We start from the raw sequence: 24549 nt of genomic DNA, 5'->3' as shown, positions 1-24549 counted from the left end.
CGACGGGCCTCAAGGCACATCTCTGGAACCGCAGCCCGACTGGCACGGTCAGAGCGCCGACCAAATGCGCCACTACCGGCGTCCTGCGCTGGATGTGTCGCACCTGACCCCGGAGGAACGGCTGACCGTCCTGGAGCGAGAGGCAGTAGAGCTGGCCGACGAGGCCCGCAAGGCACCGGCCGGAGAGGCGCCCCCAGGCCAGAATCATCTGGACACCGGATGTGCGGGGAGTTTCCTGCACGACAACGTGATCACCGTGCACACCAGCACGACTAAGATGCACGGTCAGACGTTGCCGCACACGCACAAGGTGCTGGACGACATGCTTCAGAAGATCGCGGACGACGCAAAGGCCGGCGTCATCGAGAAGAAGGGGAGCGGGCACGGAAAATGTGCCGAGATCTCCCTGATCAGTGACCGGCTGCGGCAGCTGGATCCGACCGGTACACAGGTCCGTACAATTGATGACGCCCGCCGCGTGTTCGACGGGAGTGTCATGCACACCAGGCGTATCGGAGACTTCGTCATCAAGAAGACCGGAGAGGTGCGAAACCGGCACGGTGACTATTTCCCGCCATGCGACACCTGCAAGCATATTCTTCCGCAACTTGGCATTCGCGCGCATGAGTGAGGGCACGCTCCCTGGAGGGAAAGAATGACTCCGACCACGCCACCCCCGGACGTGTTGGCATGGCTGACGCAGCACGGCTGGTTCGACGGGCGGGATATTGGGGACGAGGCGCAGCACCTCATCTCCGTACGTCTACAGGACGCCGCCGAGCAAGGCTTCCCACTAGAGGCCGTGGAAGCCGCAGTGCGCATCATCCGCACCTACGGGCTGCTGAAGCTGACGCATCCGAGGGCATCGGACTCGGCATTCGAAATGGAGCCGACAGGCGGGTACGAAGGCGACGCCCGGGAAATCGCCGAGATGGCGTCGGGATTGGGTAAGAAACTCTTTCCGGTCGGGTTCGAGTCGTCGGAGTACGGTCTACTCCTTGTCGATGAAACAGGACGTTGGTTCCTGTTGCATCACACAGGAGGGTATTTTCTGGGAGAGGACGAATACGACGCTTTCTCTCGATTCATGACCGGGGACGACACTCCGGACGTGGAGGACTTCTTTGTCTGAGCAATTCCCAGCCGTCGCCTCATCCCTGCTGATCCATGGGACAGTGGTCAGCCATACCAGCATCGTCGGCAGCGAACGTCCGAACCTGCACCCCTCCATCTGGAAGTTCGCAGAGGAACTGTCACCGGAGCAACGCATGCCGTTCACCGCCCGCTGCGCTGAATCCGCCCTGGTGTCCGATCAGCTGTGGGCAATTGACAGTGCGCGAAATGATGGCCGGACAACGACCCTTCGTGAGGCGGCGCCGCACTTCGAGGGTTCCGTACTCATCTCGAAGATGGTTCGCGACCAGGGCCACCCCGACCACGGCCGAACCACGGAACCGTGCGGATTCTGCACACTGCTTCTACAGGAGTTGGGCGTACGCGTCATGCTCTGAGCCCGCTCTGTGCGCGCCGCGCCTGATGCCGGTGCAGCACTGATGGCCACCGTCGTTCGCGAGAGTTTCTGACTACGTGTTCCCACCCTCTGTATAGCGCAGAGGGAGCTTCGTCACCTTCCCCGACCAATGGATCAACAGTTCGGGACAACCGTGAAGTCGCCCATGTTTCGCCCCCACCTCGTCGGCCTCGTGAATTCGGAGGGTCATCAGCGCGGGCGGCACATTCCACACCCTGAAAGACCGAAAAAAAGAACCGGAGCCGCTCTCCAAGAGAACGACCCCGGTTCCAAGCATGGATCACACGTTGAACCGGAACTCCACCACGTCGCCGTCCTGCATCACGTAGTCCTTGCCTTCCATGCGGGCCTTGCCTGCTGAGCGGGCTTCCGCGACCGAGCCGCATTCGACGAGGTCGTCGAAGGAGATGACCTCGGCCTTGATGAAGCCCTTCTGGAAGTCCGTGTGGATGACGCCGGCGGCCTCGGGGGCCGTGGCGTTCTTCTTGATGGTCCAGGCGCGGGATTCCTTGGGGCCGGCCGTGAGGTAGGTCTGCAGGCCGAGGGTGCGGAAGCCGACGTGGGCGAGGGTCGCGAGGCCGGGCTCTTCCTGGCCCACGGACTGGAGGAGCTCCAGGGCCTCCTCCTCGTCGAGCTCGGCGAGGTCGGCCTCCAGCTTGGCGTTCAGGAAGATCGCTTCGGCGGGGGCGACGAGCGCGCGCTGCTCGTTCTTGAAGTCCTCGTCCGTCAGCTCGTCCTCGTCGACGTTGAAGACGTAGAGGAAGGGCTTGGTGGTGAGGAGGTGCAGGTCGTGCAGGAGCTCCTCGTTGCCCGAGCCCTGGACGATGCCCGCGGAGAAGAGGGTGTCGCCCCGCTCCAGGATCTCCTTGGCCTCCTCGACGGCCTTGACCTTCGGGACCACGTCCTTCTTGATGCGCGACTCCTTCTGGAGGCGCGGGAGGACCTTCTCGATGGTCTGGAGGTCGGCGAGGATCAGCTCGGTGTTGATCGTCTCGATGTCGTCCCGGGGCGAGACCTTGCCGTCGACGTGGACGACGTTCTCGTCCTTGAAAGCACGGATGACCTGGCAGATCGCGTCGGACTCGCGGATGTTCGCCAGGAACTTGTTGCCCAGGCCCTCGCCCTCGGAAGCCCCGCGCACGATGCCGGCGATGTCGACGAAGTCGACGGTGGCCGGGAGGACCTTCTGGGAGTCGAAGATCTCGGCCAGCTTGGTCAGGCGCGGGTCGGGGACGCCCACGACGCCGACGTTGGGCTCGATGGTGGCGAACGGGTAGTTGGCCGCCAGCACGTCGTTCTTGGTCAGGGCGTTGAACATGGTCGACTTGCCGACATTCGGCAGACCGACGATTCCGATCGTGAGCGACACGTTGGCGACTCGACTTCCGACGGGAGGTGGGGTGGGGCGGACATCGGCCCGGGGCCGGCGCCCGGCTGCTGGGCAATGGTCCCGGTGGGCCACCGGCCCGGGCGGGCAGGCGATGCCCGAGGGGGCCGATCCACCAGTCTACGGGGCGGGGCGGGTGACCGGTGCGCCTCGGTCCGTCGGCGCGACGGACGTCGTACCGACACGCCCACACGTACGACGTTCGTACCGCTTCCGGATGGTGATCCGGCGGCATCGTCGTGGAAAGCGCGTGTCCTACGGGCTATTAATCCCACTTAGCGGCCTACCGTTGGCGAGTGGAGCAACACGAAGCGCGCGCACCTCAGCACACCCCGCCCCGGACCGGCCGTCCGGCCGCGGGGCGGGCCGTCGGGAACCGCCCCGCCGCGGCTCCCCCCGTCGCCCGCGGCGGCCGGCCCCCTGCGAAGGCCGCTCAGGCCTCAGCAGAGGGTGCGCAAGGCGCTCAGCAAGGCACTCAGCAAGGCGCTCAGGCCGCCGTGCAGGGTGGTGCGCGAAGCGCATCGGCCCGGTCGGCCGGGGCGGACGGGGCGGCCAGGTCGGACGGTGGTCCTGCCATCGCCGAGACCTCGACCGTTTACCGGGCGGGTGCCCGGCGCGTGCTGCCCGGGCCGCTCGCCGCGCTGGTGCGCAGGCTGCCCGCGCCCAAGCTGACCGGGCTGGGCTGTGCCCTGCTGACCACCCTCGCGCTGCTGGTCCTGGCCTTTCTGGACCGGCTGCTGGCGGGCGGCTCGCCCACCGTGTACGGCGTCTGCTTCGTGCTGGCGGGGGCCGCGGGCGCGCTGTGGGTACGCCCGTACGACCTGGTCGTCGCGCCGGTCACGCTGCCGATCGCGTACACCGTGGGCTGCCTCCCCATCGCCGGCGCCGGCGGCTCGGGCAGCCTGCTGATGGGCGTCTTCACCGTCCTCGCGGTGAACGCGGGCTGGCTCTACCTCGGTACGGCCCTCAGCGTGCTGCTCGTCGGCGTACGGAAGTGTCTGCTCATCCTCCGGCGGCGGGCGCAGCGTCCGGACGGCCGGCAGGACCGGGATCGGCGGCCCCGAGACCGGCGTCCTGCCCCGGAGCGGGAGCGGCGGCAGCCGGGTCGCAAGCCCGCCGGGCGGCCATTGCGGCCCCAACGATCCCCGCGTTGTTCTGAAGCTGCGCAGGCACGATCTCAGCCTTGACGCCCTTGATCAGCGGCAGGAACTTGTGGGCCTTGCGGCTCACTCCGCCGCCGATCACGAAGAGCTGGGGCGTGAAGAGCATCTCGACGTGACGGAGGTACTTCTGGAGCCGGTGCGCCCAGTCGTGCCAGCTCAGGTCCTCCTCGTCCTTCACCCGGGTCGAGGCGCGGGTCTCGGCGTCGTGGCCGTCCAGTTCGAGGTGGCCCAGCTCGGTATTGGCGACCAGCTGCCCGTCGGTGAAGAGGGCGCTGCCGATGCCGGTACCCAGGGTCAGCATGATGACCGTGCCCGTACGGCCGCGCGCGGCGCCGAAGTGCACCTCGGCGAGGCCGGCGGCGTCCGCGTCGTTCAGCACGGTGACCGGGCAGGGTCCGGCTTCGCCGCCGAGCCGGGAGGTCAGCAGCTTGGCGGCGTCGGTGCCGATCCAGGACTTGTCGACATTGGCGGCCGAGCGGGTCACCCCGCCGGTGACCACGCCGGGGAACGTCACCCCGACCGGCCCCGACCAGTCGAAATGCTCCACGACCTGCTGGACGCCGTCGGCGACGGCTTCCGGGGTGGCCGGGTGCGGGGTGAGCACCTTGAAGCGCTCCTCCGCCGGCTCGCCGCGTTCCAGGTCCACGGGCGCGCCCTTGATGCCCGACCCGCCGATGTCCACACCGAATACGTTCATGGGGAAAAGGCTAGGCGCGGAGAGGCCGGCTCACCCGTCAAAAGGCGAACCGGCCCGGCGAGGACGAGGACAAGGACGTGGGGGAAGCCTCACGCCTTCGCGATGACGAGGGGAAGCCTCACGCCTCCGGCGCCGACCCGTCCTCCGGCTTCGTCTCCGTCGCCGCCGTCGTCTCCGTCGCCGTCTTCGCCTCCGAGCGGAGGTCGCGGCGGAGCTCCTTGGGCAGAGAGAAGTGGATGGACTCGGTGGCGGAGGTGATGGTCTCCACGTCTTCGTACTCGCGCTGCGCCAGCCACTCCAGGACGCCCTCGACGAGGACCTCGGGGACCGAGGCGCCGGAGGTGACGCCGACCGTGCGGACGCCCTCCAGCCAGGCCTCGTCGATCTCCTCGGCGCCGTCGACCAGGTGCGCGTCCTTGGCGCCGGCGCCGAGCGCGACCTCGACGAGGCGGACGGAGTTGGAGGAGTTCTTGGAGCCGACGACGATGACGAGGTCGGACTCGGCGCCCATCTGCTTCACGGCCGTCTGGCGGTTCTGCGTGGCGTAGCAGATGTCGTCGCTGGGCGGGGAGAGGAGGTTGGGGTAGCGGCCCTTGATGGCGCCGACCGTCTCCATGGTCTCGTCGACCGACAGGGTGGTCTGGGAGAGCCAGACGACCTTGTCCGGGTCGCGGACCTCGATGTTCTGCACGTCGTCGGGGCCGTCGACCAGGGTGATGTGCTCGGGGGCCTCGCCGCTGGTGCCGATGACCTCTTCGTGGCCCTCGTGACCGATCAGGAGGATGTCGTAGTCCTCCTTGGCGTACCGGACGGCTTCCTTGTGGACCTTGGTGACGAGCGGGCAGGTGGCGTCGATGGTGGCGAGCTGTCCGCGCTTGGCCTCGTCGTGGACGACCGGCGCGACGCCGTGCGCGGAGAAGATCACGATGTTGCCCGGGGGCACCTCCGCCGTCTCTTCGACGAAGATCGCACCCTTCTTCTCCAACGTCTTGACCACGTATTTGTTGTGGACGATCTCGTGGCGCACGTAGACGGGGGCGCCGTACTGCTCCAGGGCCTTCTCGACGGCGATGACGGCTCGGTCCACGCCGGCGCAGTATCCACGAGGGGCGGCGAGGAGGACGCGGCGGGAAGTCGGGGTGGTCATGGTTCCCATCGTACGGGTCGGGGTGGTGTCCCACGGAAGGCCTGGCCAGGGGTGGGGACAGGCCGTTACAAGGCCATAACAAGGGCATATGTCCGCACGGCAGGGCGGCTTGCCCGAAACGACGGGACGGCCGACGATCATGTGAGGCCGGCGAGCGCCGCCGGACCGTTCGTCACGCAGAGGTGTCCGTCATGCCCCCAACGGCCGATCCGCAGCCCCCGCACGGCGGCGTTCCCGATCCCGCCGGCCCCGCCGGGGCCGCGGACCCTGCCGGGGCGACCGTGGCCGCCGGGGGCCGGCTGAGGCGGACCCTGTCCTTCCGGGACCTGATCGTCTACGGGCTGCTGTTCATCGCTCCCATGGCGCCCGTCGGCATCTTCGGCACGCTGCAGGCGAAGTCGCACGGGGCGATCACCCTCGTGTACGTCGTCGCGACGATCGCGATGGCGTTCACGGCGTACTCGTACGCGCAGATGGTGCGGGTCGCCCCGCAGGCCGGCTCGGTCTACACGTACGCCCGGGTGGGCCTGGGCGAGGGCGCGGGCTTCGTCGCGGGCTGGATGGCGATGCTCGACTACCTGCTGATCCCGGCGGTGGCGTACCTCTTCTCGGGGATCGCGCTGCACTCCCTGGTGCCGTCGGTGCACCAGTGGATCTGGACGGCGGTGGCGGTCGTCGTCACGACGCTGCTGAACCTGTGGGGCGTACGGACGGCGGCCGTGGTCGGCTTCCTTGTGCTGGCGATGGAGATCGTCGTGCTGGTGGTCTTCGTCGTGGCGGCCGTGTGGGTACTGGCGACGGACGGCGCGCAGCGCGGCTGGACGGTGCCGCTCACGGGTGAGGGCGGCTTCTCGACGAGCGCGGTACTGGCGGCGGTGTCGGTGGCGGTGCTGTCGTACCTGGGGTTCGACGCCATCGCGGCGTTCGCGGAGGAGTCGGCCGGGGGGTCGAAGCGGGTGGCGCGGGCCGTGCTGACCTGCCTGGTGGTGGCCGGTGTGCTGTTCGCCGTGCAGACGTACCTCGCGGCGCTGCTCGCCCCGATGTCGGCGGCGGAGCTGGCGGCGAAGCCGGCCGAGCAGGGCGACGCCTTCTACACGACGGCGAACGCTGCCGTCGGCGAGTGGCTGCAGAAGCTGGTCGCGGCGAGCAAGGCGATCGGCGCGGCGTTCGCGGCGCTGGCCGGGCAGGCGGCGGCCGGGCGGCTGCTCTTCGCGATGGCCCGGGACCGGCGGCTGCCGGGAGCGATGTCGAAGGTCGACGCCGGGAGCGGGGTGCCGCGCCGGGCCCTGCTGGGCGCTGCGGTGGTGACGCTGGTCGCGGCGGTGTGGGCGGCGCGCCGGGACGACGGCCTGGACCACCTGTCCTCGATCGTGAACGTCGGGGCGCTGACCGCGTTCGGGCTGCTGCACGCGTCGGTGATCGGCTACTTCTGGCTGCGCAAGCGGGCCGCCGCGCCGAAGGTGCTGGGCCATGTGGTGATCCCGCTGCTGGGGCTCGCGGTGGTGGTCGCGGTGATCGTCGAGGCCTCCCCGACGGCCCAGGTGGTCGGCGGCGTGTGGCTGGTGATCGGGCTGGCGGTACTGGCGGTGCAGTACGCGAGGGGGCGGAGGGCCGACCTGCCGGGCGTATGAGGGAGCGACACCGAGCTGTCGGTCCTCGCCGATACGCTCGATCCCATGGCTCTACAGACGTCCGCAGAGACGCCCATCCCGGTCGGTCAGGTGTCGCGGCTGATCGGCGGGTGGATCGACCGGCTCGGCGCGGTGTGGGTCGAGGGGCAGATCACTCAGCTGTCGCGGCGGCCCGGCGCGGGCGTCGTCTTCATGACGCTGCGCGACCCGTCGCACGACATCTCGGTGAGCGTGACGTGCTATCGCCAGGTCTTCGACAAGGTCGCCGACGTGATCAGCGAGGGCGCCCGGGTCGTGGTGCACGCGAAGCCGGAGTGGTACGCGCCGCGCGGCCAGCTCTCGCTGCGGGCCGCCGAGATCAAGCCGGTCGGCGTCGGCGAGCTGCTGGCGCGGCTGGAGATGCTGAAGAAGGCGCTGGCCGCCGAGGGACTGTTCGCGGACGGGCGCAAGCGCCCGCTGCCGTTCCTGCCGCAGCTGATCGGGCTGGTCTGCGGCCGGGCGAGCGCGGCGGAGCGGGACGTACTGGAGAACGCCCGGCACCGCTGGCCGGCCGTCCGCTTCGAGGTGCGCAACGTCGCGGTGCAGGGCATACACGCCGTGCCGCAGGTGGTGGAGGCGGTGCGGGAGCTGGACGCCCGGCCGGACGTGGACGTGATCATCGTGGCGCGGGGCGGCGGCAGCGTGGAGGACCTGCTGCCGTTCTCCGACGAGCAGCTCGTACGGACCGTGAGCCAGGCCCGTACGCCCGTCGTGTCGGCGATCGGCCACGAGCCGGACAGCCCGCTGCTGGACCTGGTCGCGGACCTGCGCGCCTCGACGCCGACGGACGCGGCGAAGAAGGTCGTACCGGACGTGGGCGAGGAGCTGGCCCGCATCCAGCAGCTGCGGGAGCGCGCGCTGCGCTCGGTCACCGGCTTCCTGGACCGGGAGGAGCGCGGCCTCGCGGGCGCGCTGAACCGCCCCTGCATACGGGAGCCGCACCGCATGGTGGAGGCGCGCGAGGAGCAGGTCACCGCGGTGCTGGAGCGCGGCCGGCGCACGCTGGGCCATCTGCTGGACCGGGCCGACTCCGAGCTGACGCACACCCTCGCGCGGGTGGTGGCCCTCTCCCCCAAGGCCACGCTGGAGCGGGGGTACGCCGTGCTGCAGCGCTCCGACGGCCATGCGGTCCGCACGCCCGAGGAGGTCGGCGAGGGCGAGGAGCTGCGGGCGCGGGTGGCCGAGGGCGACTTCACGGTCCGTCGGACGGACGGCGCTGTCACACCCCCCGCTTAGGCTGGGGCCCATGGCCAAGGCGAAGACGGACACGGGCATGGAGACGGACGGCGCGGCGGGTGCCGGGGCGGCGGGCGCGCCGGACGTGACGTCCACGCTCGGGTACGAGCAGGCGCGGGACGAGCTGATCGAGGTGGTCCGCAGCCTGGAGGCGGGCGGCACGACGCTGGAGGAGTCGCTCGCGCTGTGGGAGCGCGGCGAAGAGCTGGCGAAGGTGTGCCGGCGCTGGCTGGACGGCGCCCGCGCCCGACTGGACGCGGCGCTGGCGGAGGACGAAGGCGAGGACGGGGCCGGGGCCGGGGCGTCCGAGGAGGACTGAGGCCACCGCGCGGGCACTGTCAGGAGCCCGCGCGACGCCGCTCGCTTTCGCTCCCGCAACGCGGCCATGTGAAACCGCTCACAATCCTCTCGCTTTAGTTGAAACTTAATCTATCGACGTTAGAGTGGAGGGTGTACAAACCGGACCGGCCCGGCCCGGAACCACCACGAACCACCGAGGTGCCCTTCATGACTCTCGCCCTTGACGCCGCCGCTGCTGACCTCCTCTTCCGTGAGGCCCAGACCGCCAACACGTTCACGGACGAGCCGGTCACCGACGAGCAGGTTCAGGCCGTCTACGACCTGGTGAAGTTCGCCCCGACCGCCTTCAACCAGTCGCCGCTGCGCCTGACGCTGGTCCGCTCCGAGGACGCCCGCAAGCGCCTCGTCGAGCACGCCATGGGCGCCAACGGCCCGAAGACGCTGGCGGCCCCGCTGACCGTCATCCTCTCCGTGGACCTGGACTTCCACGAGAAGCTGCCGGAGCTGTTCCCGCACGCGCCGGGCATCAAGGACACCTTCTTCTCCGAGGCCGCGGCGCGTGAGGTCGCCGGCACCCAGAACGCCACCCTCCAGGCGGGCTACTTCATCCTCGGCATCCGCGCCGCCGGCCTGGCCGCCGGCCCGATGACCGGCTTCGACTTCACCGCCATCGACAAGGAGTTCTTCGGCGACGGCAAGCAGAAGTCCTTCATGGTCATCAACGTCGGCAAGCCGGGCGCTGACGCCTTCTTCCCGCGTTCGCCGCGGCTGTCCTTCGAGGACGCCGCCGCCACCGTCTGAGCCACGGCGCCGGCCGGCACCCCGGCCGCCCCGCACGGCAGGAGGCCGCCGCACCCGCTCCGGGTGCGGCGGCCTCGTCGTGCTCGAGGAGTGGTCGTGCGTACGGGGCGAGGGCCCGGCCGCTGCTTCCTTCTCGGCCTTCGGCTACTTCTCGCTCTTGGCCTTCAGCGCGCCCGCCAGCTCCGCGAGGCCGTCGTAGGACGCGGTGCCGGTGACGACCGTGGTGTGGCCGGACTCCTTGCGGACGAGGGCCTTGTACGTGTCGCCCTTGTACCGGTCCCAGCGGGCGCCGTCGACCTGCCGGCCGCCGCCGGCCGGGGTGGCGTTCAGCGTGACCTTCTTGACGAAGTCGCGGGCCGGGGCGTCGCTCTGCTCGACCGCGGCGTACTGGTCCTTCGGGTCCAGGAAGCCCAGGTGCCAGGCGCCGCCCTTGCCGTCGCTGTCCGCCTTGTACGAGACGGAGGTGGCCCGCCAGCCCTGGGGCAGCCCCTCGGGCGCGGCGACCGGGTACGGCGCCGCGCGCCGGGCCGTCGCGAGCTCGACGCGGTAGCCGACGGTCTTCACCGCGGCCTTCTCCGCGTCCTTGCTGTCGTTGTGCGGGATGAAGAGATAGATCGCCGCGACGACGATGCCGATCACGGCCATCGACAGGACCATGTCCCGCACCGTTTGCTTGCCTCGCATACCAGCCACGCCCCCTATGGTCCCCCATGCCGGGAACGCATCGGACAAGACCCCCACTCCGGCCACGCGCCGGGCCGCGCGCACGGCTTCCCGGGGCCGGTGAGCACTGCTCATACGTGGGGCGCCCTGCTCATAATCTCGACATAGCGATAAGGTCAAGCGAACCCTCATCTAACCGGCCGTCGCCGTACAGAAAGGTGCGCTCCGATGACCGAGCATCATCTGCCGTCCCAGCTTGAGGTCAGCCCCGAGGCCCCCGACCGCAACCTCGCCCTGGAACTGGTCCGCGTCACCGAGGCGGGTGCGATGGCATCGGGCCGCTGGGTCGGCCGCGGTGACAAGAACGGCGCGGACGGCGCCGCGGTCAAGGCCATGCGGGCCCTGATCCACACCGTCTCGATGAACGGCGTGGTCGTCATCGGCGAAGGCGAGAAGGACCAGGCGCCGATGCTGTTCAACGGCGAGCGCGTGGGCGACGGGACCGGCCCCGAGTGCGACGTGGCCGTGGACCCCGTGGACGGCACGACGCTGACGGCCAAGGGCATGGCCAACGCCGTCTCCGTCATGGCCGTCGCCGACCGCGGCTCCATGTTCGACCCGTCCGCGGTCTTCTACATGGACAAGCTGGTCACCGGCCCCGAGGCCGCCGACTACGTCGACATCAACGCCCCGGTCGAGGCGAACATCCGCCGCATCGCCAAGGCGAAGAAGTCCAGCCCCGAGGACGTCACCGTCGTCGTCCTGGACCGCCCCCGCCACGAGGGCATCGTCAAGGAGATCCGCGAGGCCGGCGCCCGGATCAGGTTCATCGCCGACGGTGACGTGGCCGGCGCGATCATGGCCGTACGCGAAGGCACCGGCGTGGACCTGCTGCTGGGCATCGGCGGTACGCCCGAGGGCATCATCACGGCCTGCGCGATCAAGTGCCTGGGCGGCACCATCCAGGCCAAGCTGTGGCCCAAGGACGACGAGGAGCGGCAGCGCGCGATCGACGCGGGCCACGACCTGGACCGCGTCCTGCACACCGACGACCTGGTCAGCGGCGAGAACGTGTTCTTCGTCGCCACCGGCATCACCGACGGCGAGCTGCTGCGCGGCGTGCGGTACCGCGCGGAGACCGCCACCACCCAGTCGCTGGTCATGCGCTCCAAGTCCGGCACGATCCGGCAGATCGACTCCGAGCACCGGCTCTCCAAGCTGCGCGCCTACAGCTCGGTCGACTTCGAGCGGCCCAGCTGAGACAGCGCTCCGTACGCCCGACGGCCCGGTGCCCCGCCGCTCTCGCGGAGGGGCACCGGGCCGTCGGGGATTCGTACCGGGTTCAGCCCGCGGCAGGCATGCGGGCCGAGCGCTGGAGCTCGGCGTCGCGGCGCCGGCGGCGGGCCAGGACGACCCGGCGTTCGGCGGCGGTCAGGCCGCCCCAGACGCCGTACGGCTCGGGCTGGAGCAGCGCGTGCTCCCGGCACTCGATCATGACGGGACAGCGGGCACAGACCCGCTTCGCGGCTTCCTCCCTGGCCAGGCGGGCAGCCGTCGGCTCTTTTGACGGCGCGAAGAAGAGTCCGGCCTCGTCCCGTCGGCACACCGCCTCGGAGTGCCAGGGGCCGGCCTCGTCCCGAGCGGGCACTCGCTGGGCGGGCACGACGGCGGCGTCCTGCAGGGGCTGATGCGGTAGCAGCACGGTCTACTCCTGACGACGGCTCGGCGATTTCAGTCACCACTTGCCCGTCTCGCTGCGCACGACGTTTCGCACACCCCGCAGCCGTACGAGAGACGATGCACCAGCCCTACCCGCTGTACGCGGCTCTATGCACACCGTGGCGTACGGTTTGAAAGCAGCGTCGGATTGCGGCGCGCCTTACAGGCGGGTCCCACCTGCGGACCGGCAGCGCCTCAGTGCCCCAGGTGCCTGCGCCGGCGCTCGCGCAGCATGCTGTGCAGGTCCCGCACCCACTTGCCGCGCTTCGGCTTCGCCTCGACGCTGCCGAGCACGGCGAAGCCGCCCACGGTGATCACCGGGGCGGCCGGGTCGTCCGACTCGTCGGTCCGGATCTCGAAGGAGCCGAGCACGCCTGAGCCGCTGCCGCGCAGCGTCACGTTCTCCGGCACCCGGATGTCCACGCTGCCGAAGATCGAGGTGGCGTTGATGTGCACGTGCTGCTGCGTGAAGATCGCCTCGGTCAGGTCGATCTCGACCGATCCGAAGACCGATACCGCGATCAGCCGGCCCGGCACCCGCCAGCGGCCCGCGCGGACCGCGGCGCCGAAGACCCCGACGAGACGGGTGTCCTCGGGGCCGGCGACGGACTCCGGGCCGTACGCCGTGCCGGCCGCCGGGGGTGTGCCCGCCGCGTCCCGCGCCGCCGGCAGATCGCTGATCAGCGGCTCCAGCTCACCCATGGTCTTGGCCCGGTAGACGCCGTCGATGCGCTCGGCGTGCTCCTCGGCGTCCAGCCGCCCCTCGGCCAGCGCCTCGCGCAGGATCCCGGCGATCCGGTCCCGGTCGGCGTCGGAGGCGCGGAGCGCGGCGTCGGCGGGCGGGGCCGGCGCGGGCTTGGCGAGTTCCACGGGTGCGGGGCACTGTCCCCCGTTGTCTGATGCGTCCACCTCAACAGCGTAGCGAAACGCGATAGATCGCGACCAGGGGACAGCGCCGGTCTCAGCTCTCCGGGCAGAACCGCTGCGGAGCGGGATGCGACTTGCTCGTCGCCTGGACACAGCCGCCCGGCAGACCGTGGTACGCCGTGCTGCCGAAGTTGGCGGTGATCTTCAGTCCGCCGCTGCCGCCGAAGGTGGTCCGCTGCACCTTGTGGTCGGCGGTGAGCGTGCGGAAGTCCGTCATCGCCTCCGTGCCCGCGGTCTTCTGGATGCCGGCGAAGAACCGCTGCATCTCCGCGATCTCCTTGCCGTGCGCGTCCAGCACCTTGCCGTCGAGCGCGAGGTTCACCGGGGTGTTGTAGAGCATGGCGAGCAGCGCACGGTCCCGCTTCTGCTCGGGGAGCTTGTAGAGGGACAGCTCCCAGCGGTCGGTGCTGACCACCGAGTCGTGCAGCACCGTCTCGTACAGCGGCACCCGGTACGCGGGGTCGAACATGGCCTTGGCGACGGACGCGTCCAGCCTGGCCTCCTTGAAGAACATGCCGGGCCGCCCCTCGGGCCAGTAGCCGCCCCAGGTCTCCTTGTCCCGCTCGGCCTTCCACAGGCCGTCGTGGACCGGCGTGCTGGAGCCGTGGCTGAAGTCGAGCACCTGGTTCGCCCAGGAGCCCGCCGACTCGGAGCCGAGGACGAACGGACGGCCGCCGGCGAGGGAGCCGTCGGACACCCCGCGCATCCGCTCCAGGCGGTTCGCCCGGTCCCCGGCCTGGGTCATCGGGTGGCCGGGCGTGTGGTCGCGGAACAGCTCGCCGGTGGCGTCCACGTCCAGGAAGTAGCTGTGCACGCCGTTCGCCGACATGTCCCGCACGCGGTCGGCGAGGTAGTGGTGGCCCGGCTCGGCGTCGGCGAGCGCCTGGGAGCTGAGGTAGCAGCCGCGGCCGCCGAAGCCGCCCTCCGGCTTGCCGTCGGCGTCGTGGACGCAGCCGTCGGGCCACAGCCGGTCCGGCCACTTCGCCACGCTGGTGTCGGCGCTCTTGGGGTCCTGGGCGTTGTCCCAGCTGTCGTACGGGCCGACCAGGTAGCCCGCCTGCTGCGCGGCGGCGACGGCCTCCTTCGTCATCGGCTCGCCGTCGGCGTCGTAGCCGAGCCACATCCGGGAGACGCCGAGCTTCTTGAGCCGCTCGACGGTCTCCTTGCTGCGGCCGTCGCCCCATACGTAGGCGTGCGGGGCGCCGATCAACTTGGCGACCTCGGGGTTCTTGCGGATCTTCGCCTTCAGGCTGCCGAGCTGCCCCTTCGAGGCGAGGTACCGGCGGTAGTCCTTGGCCGCCGCGACCGGCGAGCCGTCGGTCAGGGAGAAGGCCACGGTGTAGTCGTCGGTGCCGTCCGCGCGGCGGAAGTCGTGGGAGGCGGCGGTGCGCAGCTTCCCGTCCTGGGAGGCGAAGCGCAGATTGGTGCCCAGGTCGGTGGGGACGAGGGTGCTCACTCCGCGGTCGCCCGCCGTGGTGCCCCAGAAGGGCATCGTCAGGTCCTTGAGGTCGATGCCGTCCGCGCCGGTCAGCCCGGCCTTCCCCGAGTTCCAGAAGGTGTCGGCCGCGGGGATCCGCAGCCCCTCGCCGCGGGGCAGCTCGTAGGCCGTGCCCCGCGGCTGTGCGGCGCCTCCGGCGGGCCAGGCGATGCTGCCGTCCTTCTTGGCGTGCATGCGGACGACCAGCCGCCCGTCGCGGGCCGCCACCGAGACGTCGAGGCCGCGGTCGGGATAGGACCACCGGGCGGTGGCGCCGTGGCGGGTCACCGGGGAAACGGTGCCCAGCGACTCCCCGGCCGCCGCGGAGAGCTCGGACTCGGCGCCGCTCGCCGTACGGGCGGTGATCCGCAGGGTGCGGGGGTCCACGTGCGCCTCGCCGCCCTTGATCCGCAGCGCGACCGTGCCGCCGCCGTCACCGGGCTCCGCGGGCCCGGCGTACGCCTGGAGGGCCGTGAACGTGCTCGCGGTCAGCGCGGTCCCGGCCAGCGCGGCGAGGGCGGCCCGCCGCTTCCGGGAGCCTGTCGCAGCTTTCAGGAAACGTGTCATGCGACGGCACTGTGCGCGGGGCTTCTAAGGGAGATCTAAGAAGCGCCCCGGAGGGGGCGCGGCACCGGGCCGGCCGCGGGCGGGCCCGGGTGAGCCTTACCTCACAGCCGCGACGCCCGTAAGGGGTTCTAAGGTGTTGAGGCTGCCGTTGATGACAGCGAAGTCACCGTCCAGTGAGGATTATCCGTAATGCCGGAATTCGCCTATACCGACCTCCTGCCGCAGGGCGAGGACAAGACCGAGTACCGCCTCGTCACGTCGGAGGGTGTCAGCACCTTCGAGGCCGACGGTCGGACGTTCCTCAAGGTCGAGCCGGAGGCGCTGCGCAAGCTCGCCGCCGAGGCGATGCACGACATCGCGCACTACCTGCGCCCGGACCACCTCGCGCAGCTGCGGAAGATCCTGGACGACCCGGAGGCCTCGGCCAACGACCGCTTCGTCGCGCTGGACCTGCTGAAGAACGCGAACATCGCGGCGGCGGGCGTGCTCCCGATGTGCCAGGACACCGGCACCGCGATCGTCATGGGCAAGCGCGGCCAGAACGTGCTGACCCGGGGCGGCGACGAGGAGGCCCTGTCGCGCGGCATCTACGACGCGTACACGAAGCTGAACCTGCGGTACTCGCAGATGGCCCCGCTGACCATGTGGGACGAGAAGAACACCGGCTCGAACCTGCCGGCCCAGATCGAGCTGTACGCGAACGACGGTGACGCGTACAAGTTCCTCTTCATGGCCAAGGGCGGCGGCTCGGCCAACAAGTCCTTCCTCTTCCAGGAGACCAAGGCGGTCCTCAACGAGGCCTCCATGATGAAGTTCCTGGAGCAGAAGATCCGCTCGCTCGGCACGGCCGCCTGCCCGCCGTACCACCTCGCGATCGTGGTCGGCGGCACCTCCGCCGAGTACGCGATGAAGACCGCGAAGTACGCCTCCGCGCACTACCTCGACGAGCTGCCCGCCGAGGGCTCGCCGACCGGTCACGGCTTCCGCGACAAGGAGCTGGAGGACAAGGTCTTCGAGCTGACGCAGAAGATCGGGATCGGCGCGCAGTTCGGCGGCAAGTACTTCTGCCACGACGTGCGCGTGGTGCGCCTCCCCCGGCACGGCGCGTCCTGCCCGGTCGCCATCGCGGTGTCCTGCTCCGCCGACCGCCAGGCCGTCGCGAAGATCACCGCCGAGGGCGTCTTCCTGGAGCAGCTGGAGACCGACCCGGCGCGCTTCCTCCCGGAAACCACCGAGGAGCAGCTGACCGAGGGCGCGGGCCCCGACCTGGACGCGGTGCGGATCGACCTGAACCGCCCGATGGACGACGTGCTCGCCGAGCTGACCAAGCACCCGGTCAAGACCCGGCTGTCGCTGACCGGCACGCTGGTCGTCGCGCGCGACATCGCGCACGCCAAGATCAAGGAGCGGCTGGACGCCGGCGAGGAGATGCCGGAGTACCTGAAGAACCACCCGGTCTACTACGCGGGCCCGGCCAAGACCCCCGAGGGCTACGCCTCCGGCTCCTTCGGCCCCACGACGGCCGGCCGCATGGACGCGTACGTCGAGCAGTTCCAGTCGGCCGGCGGCTCGAAGGTCATGCTGGCCAAGGGCAACCGCTCCCAGCAGGTCACCGACGCCTGCCACGCGCACGGCGGCTTCTACCTCGGCTCCATCGGCGGCCCGGCCGCCCGCCTCGCCCAGGACTGCATCAAGAAGGTCGAGGTCCTGGAGTACGAGGAGCTGGGCATGGAGGCGGTCTGGCGGATCGAGGTCGAGGACTTCCCGGCGTTCATCGTCGTGGACGACAAGGGCAACGACTTCTTCCAGGACCCGGCCCCGGCGCCGACCTTCACCAGCATCCCGGTCCGCGCGGGCAGCTGACCGTTCCCCGTCGCTTTCCGAGGGCCCGGCCGCACTGCGGCCGGGCCCTCGGCGCATTCGCCATCATCTTCCCCGTACGAGTGATGTATTGGCATATGACTTTCCCCAGGTATATGCCGCAGGCTTGGCTTCAGCCATGGTCAACTCTCAACACGAGGCGCTCCATCGGGCGTATCAGGAGATCCCTGAGCTGTTCACCCGGGCCTTCGATCTACTGGAGCTACCCGACCCCGGGCCAGCCTCGGTGACTGTCCGCAATTGCGACGTCGCGGACATCACGCCCCTCGAACGGCGCGTGGACACACTGAGCATTTCCCAACCTCAGGTTGAGGCGTGACGAAGGTCGGGGGTGGTCTTCACGATGGCTGTGACCCGGTTGGTGCTACAGCGGAGTTTCCGCGGGAAGCGCCAGCCCTTCAGAGCGGCCATGGCTTGCTCGCCGAGGCAACGGATTCCGGCCTGGGTGCTGTTGTGCCGACGTTGCCGCGGCTTGAGACGCAGGCCGCGGAAGGGCGCCCGGGTGGTGCCGCCGGCGCCTTGATACGCCTTGCCCGCCCAGCACTTCACCTCCGCGGCGCGGGGGGTGTAGTCACCGGTAGCACCCATGTCGTGGCGAGCGCCGGGAACGGTGGGTGAGGCCGACAGCAGCCGACCTGCCGCATCGGCGATGACCTGCCACGCCGAGCCGACTCGTCGGACATGACGGCGCCGAGCCGGCTGAGAGCCACCGCGGAGCTGCGCACCGACCGGTGACCGGTCGGTGCGGGCTCGGTCTACCGGTTCGCGGCTTCGCGAGAGGCGATCCGGTTCGTGCGACCGACCGCGCGGCCCACCGTGTTGCGCACCGCGAGGCCCGGCCGGGTGCGGGGCACCATGAGCCTGGAGAGCAGACCGACGCGTCGCTGCCGCGGACCTACCTCGCGGCGGAGCCGCGACTCGTAGGCGGCGAAGGCGCGGGCGTGGTCACCGGGATGGGCGGCGAGCTCTTCTGCGAGGGCGTACGCGCCCGCCATCGCCATGCTGGACCCGTCACCCAGCAGGGCTGTCGCCGCCGCCGCGTCCCCGAGCAGTACGACCCGCCCGCGGGACCACGAGGGCACCCGGAGGGTGGTCAGGGGGTCGAAGAACGGAGCCGGGTGGTCGAGGAACGCCGCCACGAATTCCGGCGCCCGCCACCGCACGTCGGCGTAGGCGTCGGCCACGGTCTGCTTGTGAAGGGCGATGTTCTTGCGGTCGTGGGGCGCCGACTGTGCGGCCCGGAAGGTGAAGATCGCGAGCGGGGTGGTCCGCGAGGGGTGGAGGACCAGCATCCGGTTCGGCACGGTCAGCATCGTCATCTCGGTCGGGTCCTCGATGGCGTCGGGTTCCAGCGGGACGGTCGCGCCGTACAGGCCCAGGTCGCTCGCGAACTGCCGCTCGGGGCCGAATACCAGGCGCCGTACGGTGGAGTGCATCCCGTCGGCACCGACCACCAAGTCGAAGCGCCGTGGCGCGGACCGCCGGAAGGTGACATCCACCCCGCCTTCATCCTGGTCGAGAGCGGTGACCGTGTCGTCGAACAAGAACTCGGCCTCGGTCTGCGCCGACCGGTGGAGCACCTCGGACAGGTCGGCTCGGGTCACCTCGACCGTCGGCGCCTTGTCCGAGGTGAGCGGGGATTGCAGGATTCGCCTGCCGCCGGGGTCGAGCAGGGTCAGCGACCGATTGCGGGTGGCGAGCTCGCGGAGCTGCGGGAGGATGCCCATGCGCTCGGCGACCGGGATCGCGGGCCCCTTCACGACGATCGCGCTGCCACCGGAGCGCAGCTGCCGGGCGCGTTCGACGACCGTCGGCCGGTACCCATTCCGGGAGAGCCAGTAGGCGAGTGCGGGCCCTGCGATTCCGGCACCGACTATCAGCACCTCGGGCTTCTTCATGACGATGACCTCTAGGAGTGTCGATGACCAGGCCCCCGGTGAGTGCCGGGGCCGGGGCTCAGGGCGCGGCGGCACGGGGCAGCGCACCCCTGGCAAGGTACGAAAGATTTCGTACCTCAGTGGAGCACGCCCTTCAGGTACGATGCAAGTCGTACTTGAAGGAGGTGCGGCATGGCCGGGAGGAACCTGGTCGGCCCGGAGGCCGATGCGCTCGATCTGGGTGCGGTGTTCCGTGCCCTCGCCGACGAGCACCGTCGTTCGGTGTTGACGGAGTTGGCCGCCGACCGCAGCGACAGCGAGCGGGGCTGCAACTCGTTCGATCTTCCGATCTCGAAGCAGACCCAGACCCACCACTTCCGGGTCCTGCGCGAGGCAGGTCTCATTGACGAGATCGACTACGGCAACCGCAAGGGCATCCGACTACGACGCGCGGACATCGAGAAGAGATTCCCCGGGCTGCTCACGCTCCTAGAAGCAGAGCCCCTGGGCGGTACTGCTCCTCGCTGAGCACAGCTGAGCACACCGGAGGGGAGTCCGAGTCGGCCCTGAGCCGCGAGCTCGGCCGAATCCAGCTCGCGCCCGGCTCGCAGGTAGCCGAGCACGACGCGGGCACGAAGGGGATCGGTGTCGCTTCGACCACCGTCCCGCGCTCGTGATCGGCGCCGAGCACTTCCGCACACTCCCTCACGCCCACACCCACTGAGGTTTCCTCAACCTGCGCGCGGAGCAGGGCCGCTGGGGGGTGAGGGCGGGGTCCGGGCGTGGAGAAGCTCCTGGTAGACGGGTGCGTGTCGAGTCCAAGCCATCCTGCCAGGAGCTTTCCGCGTGCTTGTCTACCCAGCCGGGGTCGATCTGTCCACCTCCGCTCTGCGCTTCCTCGCTCGTGAGTTGACCGCACGTCGTCTTGCGCAAGGGACACGATGGCGCCGGCCGGCCGGCCGCCGGACGGCAGGCACTGCTCGTGCCGGCTCAACTACGATGCGGCCATACTTACGCCCAGCTCGCCGCCGGATTCGGTGTGGGCACCACCACCGCCTACCGGTACATCGCCGAGGCCGTCGACATCCTGGCCGCTCTGGCTCCAACCCTCGCCGACGCGGTGAGGACAGCCTCCGGCAAGGCATTCGTGATCCTGGACGGCACGCTGCTGCCGATCGACCGGATCGCCGCCGGCCGACCCTTCTACTCCGGGAAACATAAGAAGCACGGCATGAACGTGCAGGTGATCGCCGACCCGGCGGGACGGTTGCTGTGGGCGTCGCCCGCGCTGCCGGGATCCGTCCACGACATCAAGGCCGCGCGAACCCACGGCATCATCGGTGCCCTGGCGGGAGCCGGGGTGGAATGCTGGGCCGACAAGGGCTACCGGGCGCCGGCGGCACCGTGCGAGTTCCCTACTGGGGGCGCTGGGAGACTCTCTCCGCTGGCCAGCGGGCCGTCAACTGCTCACACGCGAAGATCCGTGCACTCGTCGAACAGGCCACGGCCACCCTCAAAACCTGGCGGCTCATGCGCAAACTGCGATGCTCTACCAGCCGTATCACCAGCCTCGTCCAGGCCGTCCTCACCCTGCACCTGACATGCACAAACTGAGGTTGGAAAAGGCTCACTGCTTGAACTGGAATGCGAGACCGGAGAAAACCATCTGCTGATCGTCGAGAGCCAGAAACGCAAGGACCCGGAGAAAGCCCGGAGTTGGGCCTACTACCCAACAGGCACAAGCGGCACCATCCGGTTCTGCTGGTCCTCTGCACCGACGAGAAGACAGCGAAGTGGGCAGTGGGCCCGTTCCGTATCGGAATTCCGGGCAGGCCCAACCTTCACGTCAGTCCTTTCGTCCTCTCGCCCGAGAACGTGCCCATGATCACGGACGTGGCGCGAGCAGCGGCGGACCTTCCCATGGCCGTGTACTCCGCGCTGACACACAGCGCCGGCCCGAGGATCGGTGAAATACTGGAGGCCCTCGCCGGCGCCATGAAACAGGCCACGAACGACGATGCGCTCACTGCCTACGCCGAGGAGCACGGACCCGAAGAGTGGCGCTTCGGCCCTGTTCGCTCTGAGCCTTCTCCTGCGCAGCATCCCGGAAAAAACTCCGCTCGACGAGCAGAACCGCGACCTGCGCCGCCGGATCGAGCAGATGGTCGAGCTGCGAGGTGTGCCGCTGACCCCCGCGTAACGCCGGCGCGTCGCCGAGTGCGACGACCCCGACCTGCTGTACCGCTGGCTCGGCCGCGCAGCCTTCGGTGGTGGGCCCGCCGATGTCTTCCGTGACGACGACGAGGACGTCGCCGGAGCGCCGGTGCCGGAATAGGGAAGATCCACGCGATGCTGGGCGTCATGGAGGTGCACCCACATGACCGACAGCACTGAGTACAGGACCGAGCACGACTCCATGGGCGAGGTACGGGTCCCCGTCGACGCCAAGTGGCGGGCCCAGACCCAGCGGGCGGTGGAGAACTTTCCGATTTCCGGGCAACGGCTGGAGCGGGCGCACATCGAGGCGCTGGCCCGGATCAAGGCCGCAGCGGCCAAGGTCAACGCCGAGCTGGGGGTGGTGGACGGGGACGTCGCGCGGGCGATCCAGGAGGCCGCGGCGGAGGTCGCCGACGGTCATTGGGACGACCACTTCCCCGTCGACGTCTTCCAGACCGGGTCCGGGACCTCGTCCAACATGAACACCAATGAGGTGCTGGCCACGCTCGCCACCGAGCGGCTGGGCCGGGACGTGCATCCCAACGACCACGTCAACGCCAGCCAGTCCTCCAACGACGTCTTCCCCTCCTCGATTCATATCGCGGCCACCGCCGCCGTGACCGCTGACCTGATCCCGGCCCTGGACCACCTGACGGCCGCGCTGGAGCGCAAGGCGGAGGAGTTCCAGGACGTCGTGAAGTCCGGGCGTACGCATCTGATGGATGCCACGCCCGTGACGCTGGGCCAGGAGTTCGGCGGGTACGCGGCGCAGGTCCGGTACGGCGCCGAGCGGCTGCGGTCCTCGCTGCCCCGGCTCGCCGAACTCCCACTGGGCGGCACGGCGGTGGGTACCGGCATCAACACCCCGCCCGGCTTCGCCGCCGCGGTCATCGAGGAGGTGGCGCGGGCCACCGGGCTGCCGCTGACCGAGGCGCGCAACCACTTCGAGGCGCAGGGCGCGCGGGACGGCATCGTGGAGACCAGCGGCCAGCTGCGCACGATCGCGGTCGGGCTGACGAAGATTGCGAATGATCTGCGGTGGATGGCTTCCGGGCCGCGTACGGGGCTGGCGGAGATCCAGCTGCCGGATCTGCAGCCGGGCTCGTCGATCATGCCGGGGAAGGTCAATCCGGTGGTCCCCGAGGCGGCGCTGATGGTGGCCGCGCAGGTGACGGGGAACGACGCGACGGTGGCGGCGGCGGGCGCCGCTGGCAACTTTGAGCTGAACGTCATGCTGCCGGTGATCGCCAAAAACGTCCTGGAGTCGGTGCGACTTCTGGCCAATGTCTCGCGGCTGCTGGCGGACCGTACGGTCGACGGCATCACCGCCAACGTCGAGCGGGCGCGGGAGTACGCCGAGTCCTCCCCTTCGGTCGTCACTCCGCTCAACAAGTACCTCGGCTACGAGGAAGCGGCGAAGGTGGCCAAGAAGTCACTGGCCGAGCGGAAGACCATCCGCGAGGTGGTGATCGAGTCCGGATACGTCGAACGCGGCGCGCTGACCGAGGCCCAGCTGGACGAGGCCCTGGACGTGCTGCGCATGACGCATCCGTGACGGTCGCTGCGGCCCACGTCACGGCAGTGCGGCGGTTCCGCCCCTAAGATCTGCGCATGACAGCGGATACGGTGGAGACAAGGGACGGCCATACGTCCGGGACCGCGCGCTGGGCTCCCGGCGAGCACATCCTGTGGCGCTATCGCGGCAATGCCACCGACCGCTTCCACATCTGCCGTCCCGTCACCGTCGTCCAGGACACCGACGAGCTGCTCGCCGTGTGGCTGGCGCCGGGCACCGACTGCGTCAAGCCGGTGCTCGCGGACGGCACGCCGGTCCACCGCGAGCCGCTGGCCAGCCGGTACACCAAGCCGCGGCGCGTGGTGCGGGACCGATGGTTCGGCACCGGCGTCCTGAAGCTGGCCCGGCCCGGCGACCCGTGGTCGGTGTGGCTCTTCTGGGAGCGCGGCTGGCTGTTCAAGAACTGGTACGTCAACTTGGAGGAGCCGCGCCGCCGCTGGGCCGGCGGCGTGGACTCCGAGGACCACTTCCTGGACATCGCGGTCTACCCGGACCGGCACTGGGAGTGGCGGGACGAGGACGAGTTCGCGCAGGCGCAGGCCGACGGGCTGATGCCGGCCGCGCAGGCCGAGGAGGTGCGGGTGGCGGCCCGCGCCGCGGTCGAGCGGATCGCCGAGTGGGGCGCCCCGTTCGCGGACGGCTGGGAGCACTGGCGGCCGGACCCGCAGTGGACCCTGCCGGCGCTGCCGGACGACTGGGCCCGGCTGTCCGACCACTCCCCCTCGTGAGCGACCCTTCGTGAGTGGCCCCTCGCCAAAAAGCGGCCGCTTGTGCGGAATCCGCACCCACGGGAGTGAAATGGCGGGCCTCAAGGCTGACGGAACCGTCCGAATTGCAGGGACTTCGGGGAACATGCGTTCCCATTTGCGCCATGCTCAGGGGCGAGCCCCCTTGCTGCGCCCCACGGGTTCAAACGTAGGATCGTCCTCCGCAAGAGGCCGAGAAGGCACAGACGCAACTCCAGAACTGGAAACCGAACTTGACCGCGGTCGCAGGAGGGGCGGGGTCGTGAGCGACAGCTACGACGGGTACGAGGGCCTGAACCGGTTAGCACTGGACCGGGCCGGGCAGGCCGAGGCGTTCAACGCGATCGCCTCGTCCTACGACAGCGCGTTCCCCCACAAGGAGGGGCAGCGTGCCGCCGGAGCCTGGCTCGCCGCCGCGCTGCCGGACGGCGCCCGCGTGCTGGACGTCGGCTGCGGCACGGGCCTGCCCACCGCCCAGCAACTCTCCGGCGCCGGCCACCACGTCGTCGGTGTCGATCTCTCCGCCACCATGATCGAGATGGCGCGGGAGAACGTTCCGGCCGCCGAGTTCCACCGCCTCGACCTCGCCGATCTGCGCGACGGCCGGCTCGGCGGCCCCGGCTCGTTCGACGGCATCGCCGCGTTCTTCTCCCTGCTGATGCTGCCGCGCGCGGAGATCCCGTACGCGCTGCGGATGCTGCACTCACTCCTGCGGCCGGAAGGGCTGCTCGCCCTGTCGATGGTCGAGTCCGACGTGGACGACTACCCGATTCCGTTCCTGGGCAACACGATCCGGGTATCGGGTTACCTGCGGGACGACTTGCGCCATGTCGTGCGCGACGCGGGTTTCGAAGTCACCGGGGAGGACTCGTATGCGTATGCCCCGGCCAGTACGGACGTGCCACCCGAGATCCAGCTCTTTCTGCACCTGCGACGCGCTTGAGACGCAGCGCGCCCGGCGCGCAGC

General features: G+C 70.0%; 22 protein-coding genes and 2 pseudogenes. 16 read left to right on the top strand and 8 right to left on the bottom strand.

Annotated elements, in window-relative coordinates:
• Positions 1 to 64: 64 nt before the first annotated feature.
• The 3 genes from ABZ840_RS34275 to ABZ840_RS34265 are packed head-to-tail and all read left to right on the top strand — an operon-like array spanning position 65 to position 1511.
• The gene (locus tag ABZ840_RS34275; protein ID WP_361566794.1) at positions 65 to 631 is read left to right on the top strand and encodes a YwqJ-related putative deaminase; all 567 of its coding nucleotides are present in this window, start codon (positions 65 to 67) and stop codon (positions 629 to 631) included.
• 24 nt (positions 632 to 655) lie between these two features.
• On the top strand, positions 656 to 1132 hold the full coding sequence (locus tag ABZ840_RS34270; RefSeq protein ID WP_361566791.1) for an SUKH-3 domain-containing protein: 477 nt from the start codon (positions 656 to 658) through the stop codon (positions 1130 to 1132).
• Positions 1125 to 1511: a YwqJ-related putative deaminase gene (locus ABZ840_RS34265; RefSeq protein ID WP_361566788.1), complete on the top strand. Its 387-nt coding sequence runs from the start codon at positions 1125 to 1127 to the stop codon at positions 1509 to 1511. The genes ABZ840_RS34270 and ABZ840_RS34265 overlap by 8 nt, the downstream gene beginning before the upstream one ends.
• 300 nt (positions 1512 to 1811) lie before the next feature.
• On the opposite strand, the gene ychF is transcribed toward ABZ840_RS34265, so the two are convergent.
• The gene (gene ychF / locus ABZ840_RS34260) at positions 1812 to 2900 is read right to left on the bottom strand and encodes a redox-regulated ATPase YchF (protein ID WP_361566785.1); all 1089 of its coding nucleotides are present in this window, start codon (positions 2898 to 2900) and stop codon (positions 1812 to 1814) included.
• Between the two features lie 314 nt (positions 2901 to 3214).
• Here ychF and ABZ840_RS34255 point away from each other — a divergent pair.
• Positions 3215 to 3859: pseudogene (locus ABZ840_RS34255) on the top strand (DUF6542 domain-containing protein); the annotation flags it as partial.
• Positions 3860 to 3920: 61 nt separating this feature from the next.
• Here ABZ840_RS34255 and ppgK read toward each other — a convergent pair.
• Positions 3921 to 4778, bottom strand: coding sequence for a polyphosphate--glucose phosphotransferase (gene ppgK / locus ABZ840_RS34250; protein WP_361566782.1), 858 nt, complete (start codon positions 4776 to 4778; stop codon positions 3921 to 3923).
• Between the two features lie 118 nt (positions 4779 to 4896).
• Positions 4897 to 5925: a 4-hydroxy-3-methylbut-2-enyl diphosphate reductase gene (locus ABZ840_RS34245; RefSeq protein WP_361566780.1), complete on the bottom strand. Its 1029-nt coding sequence runs from the start codon at positions 5923 to 5925 to the stop codon at positions 4897 to 4899.
• A gap of 191 nt (positions 5926 to 6116) precedes the next feature.
• Between ABZ840_RS34245 and ABZ840_RS34240 the strand changes: the two genes are divergently transcribed.
• From ABZ840_RS34240 to ABZ840_RS34225, 4 genes are all read left to right on the top strand, one after another.
• Positions 6117 to 7556: an APC family permease gene (locus ABZ840_RS34240; RefSeq protein WP_361566777.1), complete on the top strand. Its 1440-nt coding sequence runs from the start codon at positions 6117 to 6119 to the stop codon at positions 7554 to 7556.
• A 45-nt stretch (positions 7557 to 7601) separates the two neighbouring features.
• The gene (xseA, locus tag ABZ840_RS34235) at positions 7602 to 8831 is read left to right on the top strand and encodes an exodeoxyribonuclease VII large subunit (RefSeq protein WP_361566774.1); all 1230 of its coding nucleotides are present in this window, start codon (positions 7602 to 7604) and stop codon (positions 8829 to 8831) included.
• Between the two features lie 37 nt (positions 8832 to 8868).
• A complete protein-coding gene (locus ABZ840_RS34230) occupies positions 8869 to 9150 on the top strand; it encodes an exodeoxyribonuclease VII small subunit (RefSeq protein ID WP_361566845.1) in 282 nt (93 codons plus the stop codon).
• Positions 9151 to 9338: 188 nt separating this feature from the next.
• Positions 9339 to 9932, top strand: coding sequence for a malonic semialdehyde reductase (locus tag ABZ840_RS34225; RefSeq protein WP_361566771.1), 594 nt, complete (start codon positions 9339 to 9341; stop codon positions 9930 to 9932).
• 144 nt (positions 9933 to 10076) lie between these two features.
• Here the strand turns inward: ABZ840_RS34225 and ABZ840_RS34220 are convergent, their stop codons facing one another.
• Positions 10077 to 10616 carry a DUF4245 domain-containing protein gene (locus ABZ840_RS34220; protein ID WP_361566842.1) on the bottom strand — a complete coding sequence of 180 codons (540 nt, stop codon included), beginning with the start codon at positions 10614 to 10616 and terminating at the stop codon, positions 10077 to 10079.
• A 207-nt stretch (positions 10617 to 10823) separates the two neighbouring features.
• Between ABZ840_RS34220 and glpX the strand changes: the two genes are divergently transcribed.
• Positions 10824 to 11855, top strand: a complete 1032-nt coding sequence (glpX, locus tag ABZ840_RS34215; protein WP_361566768.1) for a class II fructose-bisphosphatase — start codon at positions 10824 to 10826, stop codon at positions 11853 to 11855.
• Positions 11856 to 11937: 82 nt separating this feature from the next.
• On the opposite strand, the gene ABZ840_RS34210 is transcribed toward glpX, so the two are convergent.
• The 3 genes from ABZ840_RS34210 to ABZ840_RS34200 form a co-directional block, all read right to left on the bottom strand.
• Positions 11938 to 12297 (bottom strand): WhiB family transcriptional regulator, encoded by a 360-nt coding sequence (locus tag ABZ840_RS34210; protein ID WP_030265320.1) that lies wholly within the window; start codon positions 12295 to 12297, stop codon positions 11938 to 11940.
• A gap of 212 nt (positions 12298 to 12509) precedes the next feature.
• Positions 12510 to 13184, bottom strand: coding sequence for a DUF1707 domain-containing protein (locus ABZ840_RS34205; protein ID WP_361566839.1), 675 nt, complete (start codon positions 13182 to 13184; stop codon positions 12510 to 12512).
• 91 nt (positions 13185 to 13275) lie between these two features.
• A complete protein-coding gene (locus ABZ840_RS34200) occupies positions 13276 to 15285 on the bottom strand; it encodes a glycoside hydrolase (protein ID WP_361566765.1) in 2010 nt (669 codons plus the stop codon).
• 189 nt (positions 15286 to 15474) lie between these two features.
• On the opposite strand from ABZ840_RS34200, the gene ABZ840_RS34195 reads away from it, so the two are divergent.
• Positions 15475 to 17148, top strand: coding sequence for a fumarate hydratase (locus tag ABZ840_RS34195; protein WP_361566762.1), 1674 nt, complete (start codon positions 15475 to 15477; stop codon positions 17146 to 17148).
• Between the two features lie 773 nt (positions 17149 to 17921).
• Here ABZ840_RS34195 and ABZ840_RS34190 read toward each other — a convergent pair.
• A complete protein-coding gene (locus tag ABZ840_RS34190; RefSeq protein ID WP_361566759.1) occupies positions 17922 to 19064 on the bottom strand; it encodes an FAD-dependent monooxygenase in 1143 nt (380 codons plus the stop codon).
• 171 nt (positions 19065 to 19235) lie between these two features.
• Here ABZ840_RS34190 and ABZ840_RS34185 point away from each other — a divergent pair, with 171 nt between their 5' ends.
• The 6 genes and pseudogenes from ABZ840_RS34185 to ABZ840_RS34160 all read left to right on the top strand — a co-directional run bounded on the left by ABZ840_RS34185 (position 19236) and on the right by ABZ840_RS34160 (position 24525).
• Positions 19236 to 19571, top strand: coding sequence for a winged helix-turn-helix domain-containing protein (locus ABZ840_RS34185; RefSeq protein WP_361566756.1), 336 nt, complete (start codon positions 19236 to 19238; stop codon positions 19569 to 19571).
• A 318-nt stretch (positions 19572 to 19889) separates the two neighbouring features.
• Positions 19890 to 20657: pseudogene (locus ABZ840_RS34180) on the top strand (transposase family protein).
• A 403-nt stretch (positions 20658 to 21060) separates the two neighbouring features.
• Positions 21061 to 21243: a hypothetical protein gene (locus ABZ840_RS34175; protein ID WP_361566754.1), complete on the top strand. Its 183-nt coding sequence runs from the start codon at positions 21061 to 21063 to the stop codon at positions 21241 to 21243.
• A 177-nt stretch (positions 21244 to 21420) separates the two neighbouring features.
• Positions 21421 to 22815: a class II fumarate hydratase gene (locus tag ABZ840_RS34170; protein WP_361566751.1), complete on the top strand. Its 1395-nt coding sequence runs from the start codon at positions 21421 to 21423 to the stop codon at positions 22813 to 22815.
• A 56-nt stretch (positions 22816 to 22871) separates the two neighbouring features.
• On the top strand, positions 22872 to 23564 hold the full coding sequence (locus tag ABZ840_RS34165; RefSeq protein ID WP_361566748.1) for a DUF402 domain-containing protein: 693 nt from the start codon (positions 22872 to 22874) through the stop codon (positions 23562 to 23564).
• Between the two features lie 280 nt (positions 23565 to 23844).
• Positions 23845 to 24525, top strand: a complete 681-nt coding sequence (locus ABZ840_RS34160; protein ID WP_361566745.1) for a class I SAM-dependent methyltransferase — start codon at positions 23845 to 23847, stop codon at positions 24523 to 24525.
• The last annotated feature ends 24 nt before the right edge of the window (positions 24526 to 24549 follow it).

It is taken from the genome of Streptomyces sp. NPDC047117, assembly GCF_040643545.1.
Taxonomy (GTDB): Bacteria; Actinomycetota; Actinomycetes; order Streptomycetales; family Streptomycetaceae; genus Streptomyces.
The sequence above is the reverse complement of the archived record's forward strand: the minus strand, read 5'-3'. Positions and strand labels throughout refer to the sequence as shown.

Bases quoted from the DNA above. Each gene is read 5' to 3' on its own strand.
- ABZ840_RS34200 (WP_361566765.1), bottom strand. From the start codon at position 15,285: ATGACACGTTTCCTGAAAGCTGCGACAGGCTCCCGGAAGCGGCGGGCC.
- ABZ840_RS34165 (WP_361566748.1), top strand. From the start codon at position 22,872: ATGACAGCGGATACGGTGGAGACAAGGGACGGCCATACGTCCGGGACC.
- ABZ840_RS34190 (WP_361566759.1), bottom strand. From the start codon at position 19,064: ATGAAGAAGCCCGAGGTGCTGATAGTCGGTGCCGGAATCGCAGGGCCC.
- glpX (WP_361566768.1), top strand. From the start codon at position 10,824: ATGACCGAGCATCATCTGCCGTCCCAGCTTGAGGTCAGCCCCGAGGCC.
- ABZ840_RS34230 (WP_361566845.1), top strand. From the start codon at position 8,869: ATGGAGACGGACGGCGCGGCGGGTGCCGGGGCGGCGGGCGCGCCGGAC.
- xseA (WP_361566774.1), top strand. From the start codon at position 7,602: ATGGCTCTACAGACGTCCGCAGAGACGCCCATCCCGGTCGGTCAGGTG.
- ABZ840_RS34275 (WP_361566794.1), top strand. From the start codon at position 65: ATGCGCCACTACCGGCGTCCTGCGCTGGATGTGTCGCACCTGACCCCG.
- ABZ840_RS34270 (WP_361566791.1), top strand. From the start codon at position 656: ATGACTCCGACCACGCCACCCCCGGACGTGTTGGCATGGCTGACGCAG.
- ABZ840_RS34185 (WP_361566756.1), top strand. From the start codon at position 19,236: ATGGCCGGGAGGAACCTGGTCGGCCCGGAGGCCGATGCGCTCGATCTG.
- ABZ840_RS34220 (WP_361566842.1), bottom strand. From the start codon at position 10,616: ATGCGAGGCAAGCAAACGGTGCGGGACATGGTCCTGTCGATGGCCGTG.
- ABZ840_RS34175 (WP_361566754.1), top strand. From the start codon at position 21,061: ATGCGCTCACTGCCTACGCCGAGGAGCACGGACCCGAAGAGTGGCGCT.
- ABZ840_RS34170 (WP_361566751.1), top strand. From the start codon at position 21,421: ATGACCGACAGCACTGAGTACAGGACCGAGCACGACTCCATGGGCGAG.
- ppgK (WP_361566782.1), bottom strand. From the start codon at position 4,778: ATGAACGTATTCGGTGTGGACATCGGCGGGTCGGGCATCAAGGGCGCG.
- ABZ840_RS34195 (WP_361566762.1), top strand. From the start codon at position 15,475: ATGCCGGAATTCGCCTATACCGACCTCCTGCCGCAGGGCGAGGACAAG.
- ABZ840_RS34240 (WP_361566777.1), top strand. From the start codon at position 6,117: ATGCCCCCAACGGCCGATCCGCAGCCCCCGCACGGCGGCGTTCCCGAT.
- ABZ840_RS34245 (WP_361566780.1), bottom strand. From the start codon at position 5,925: ATGACCACCCCGACTTCCCGCCGCGTCCTCCTCGCCGCCCCTCGTGGA.
- ABZ840_RS34225 (WP_361566771.1), top strand. From the start codon at position 9,339: ATGACTCTCGCCCTTGACGCCGCCGCTGCTGACCTCCTCTTCCGTGAG.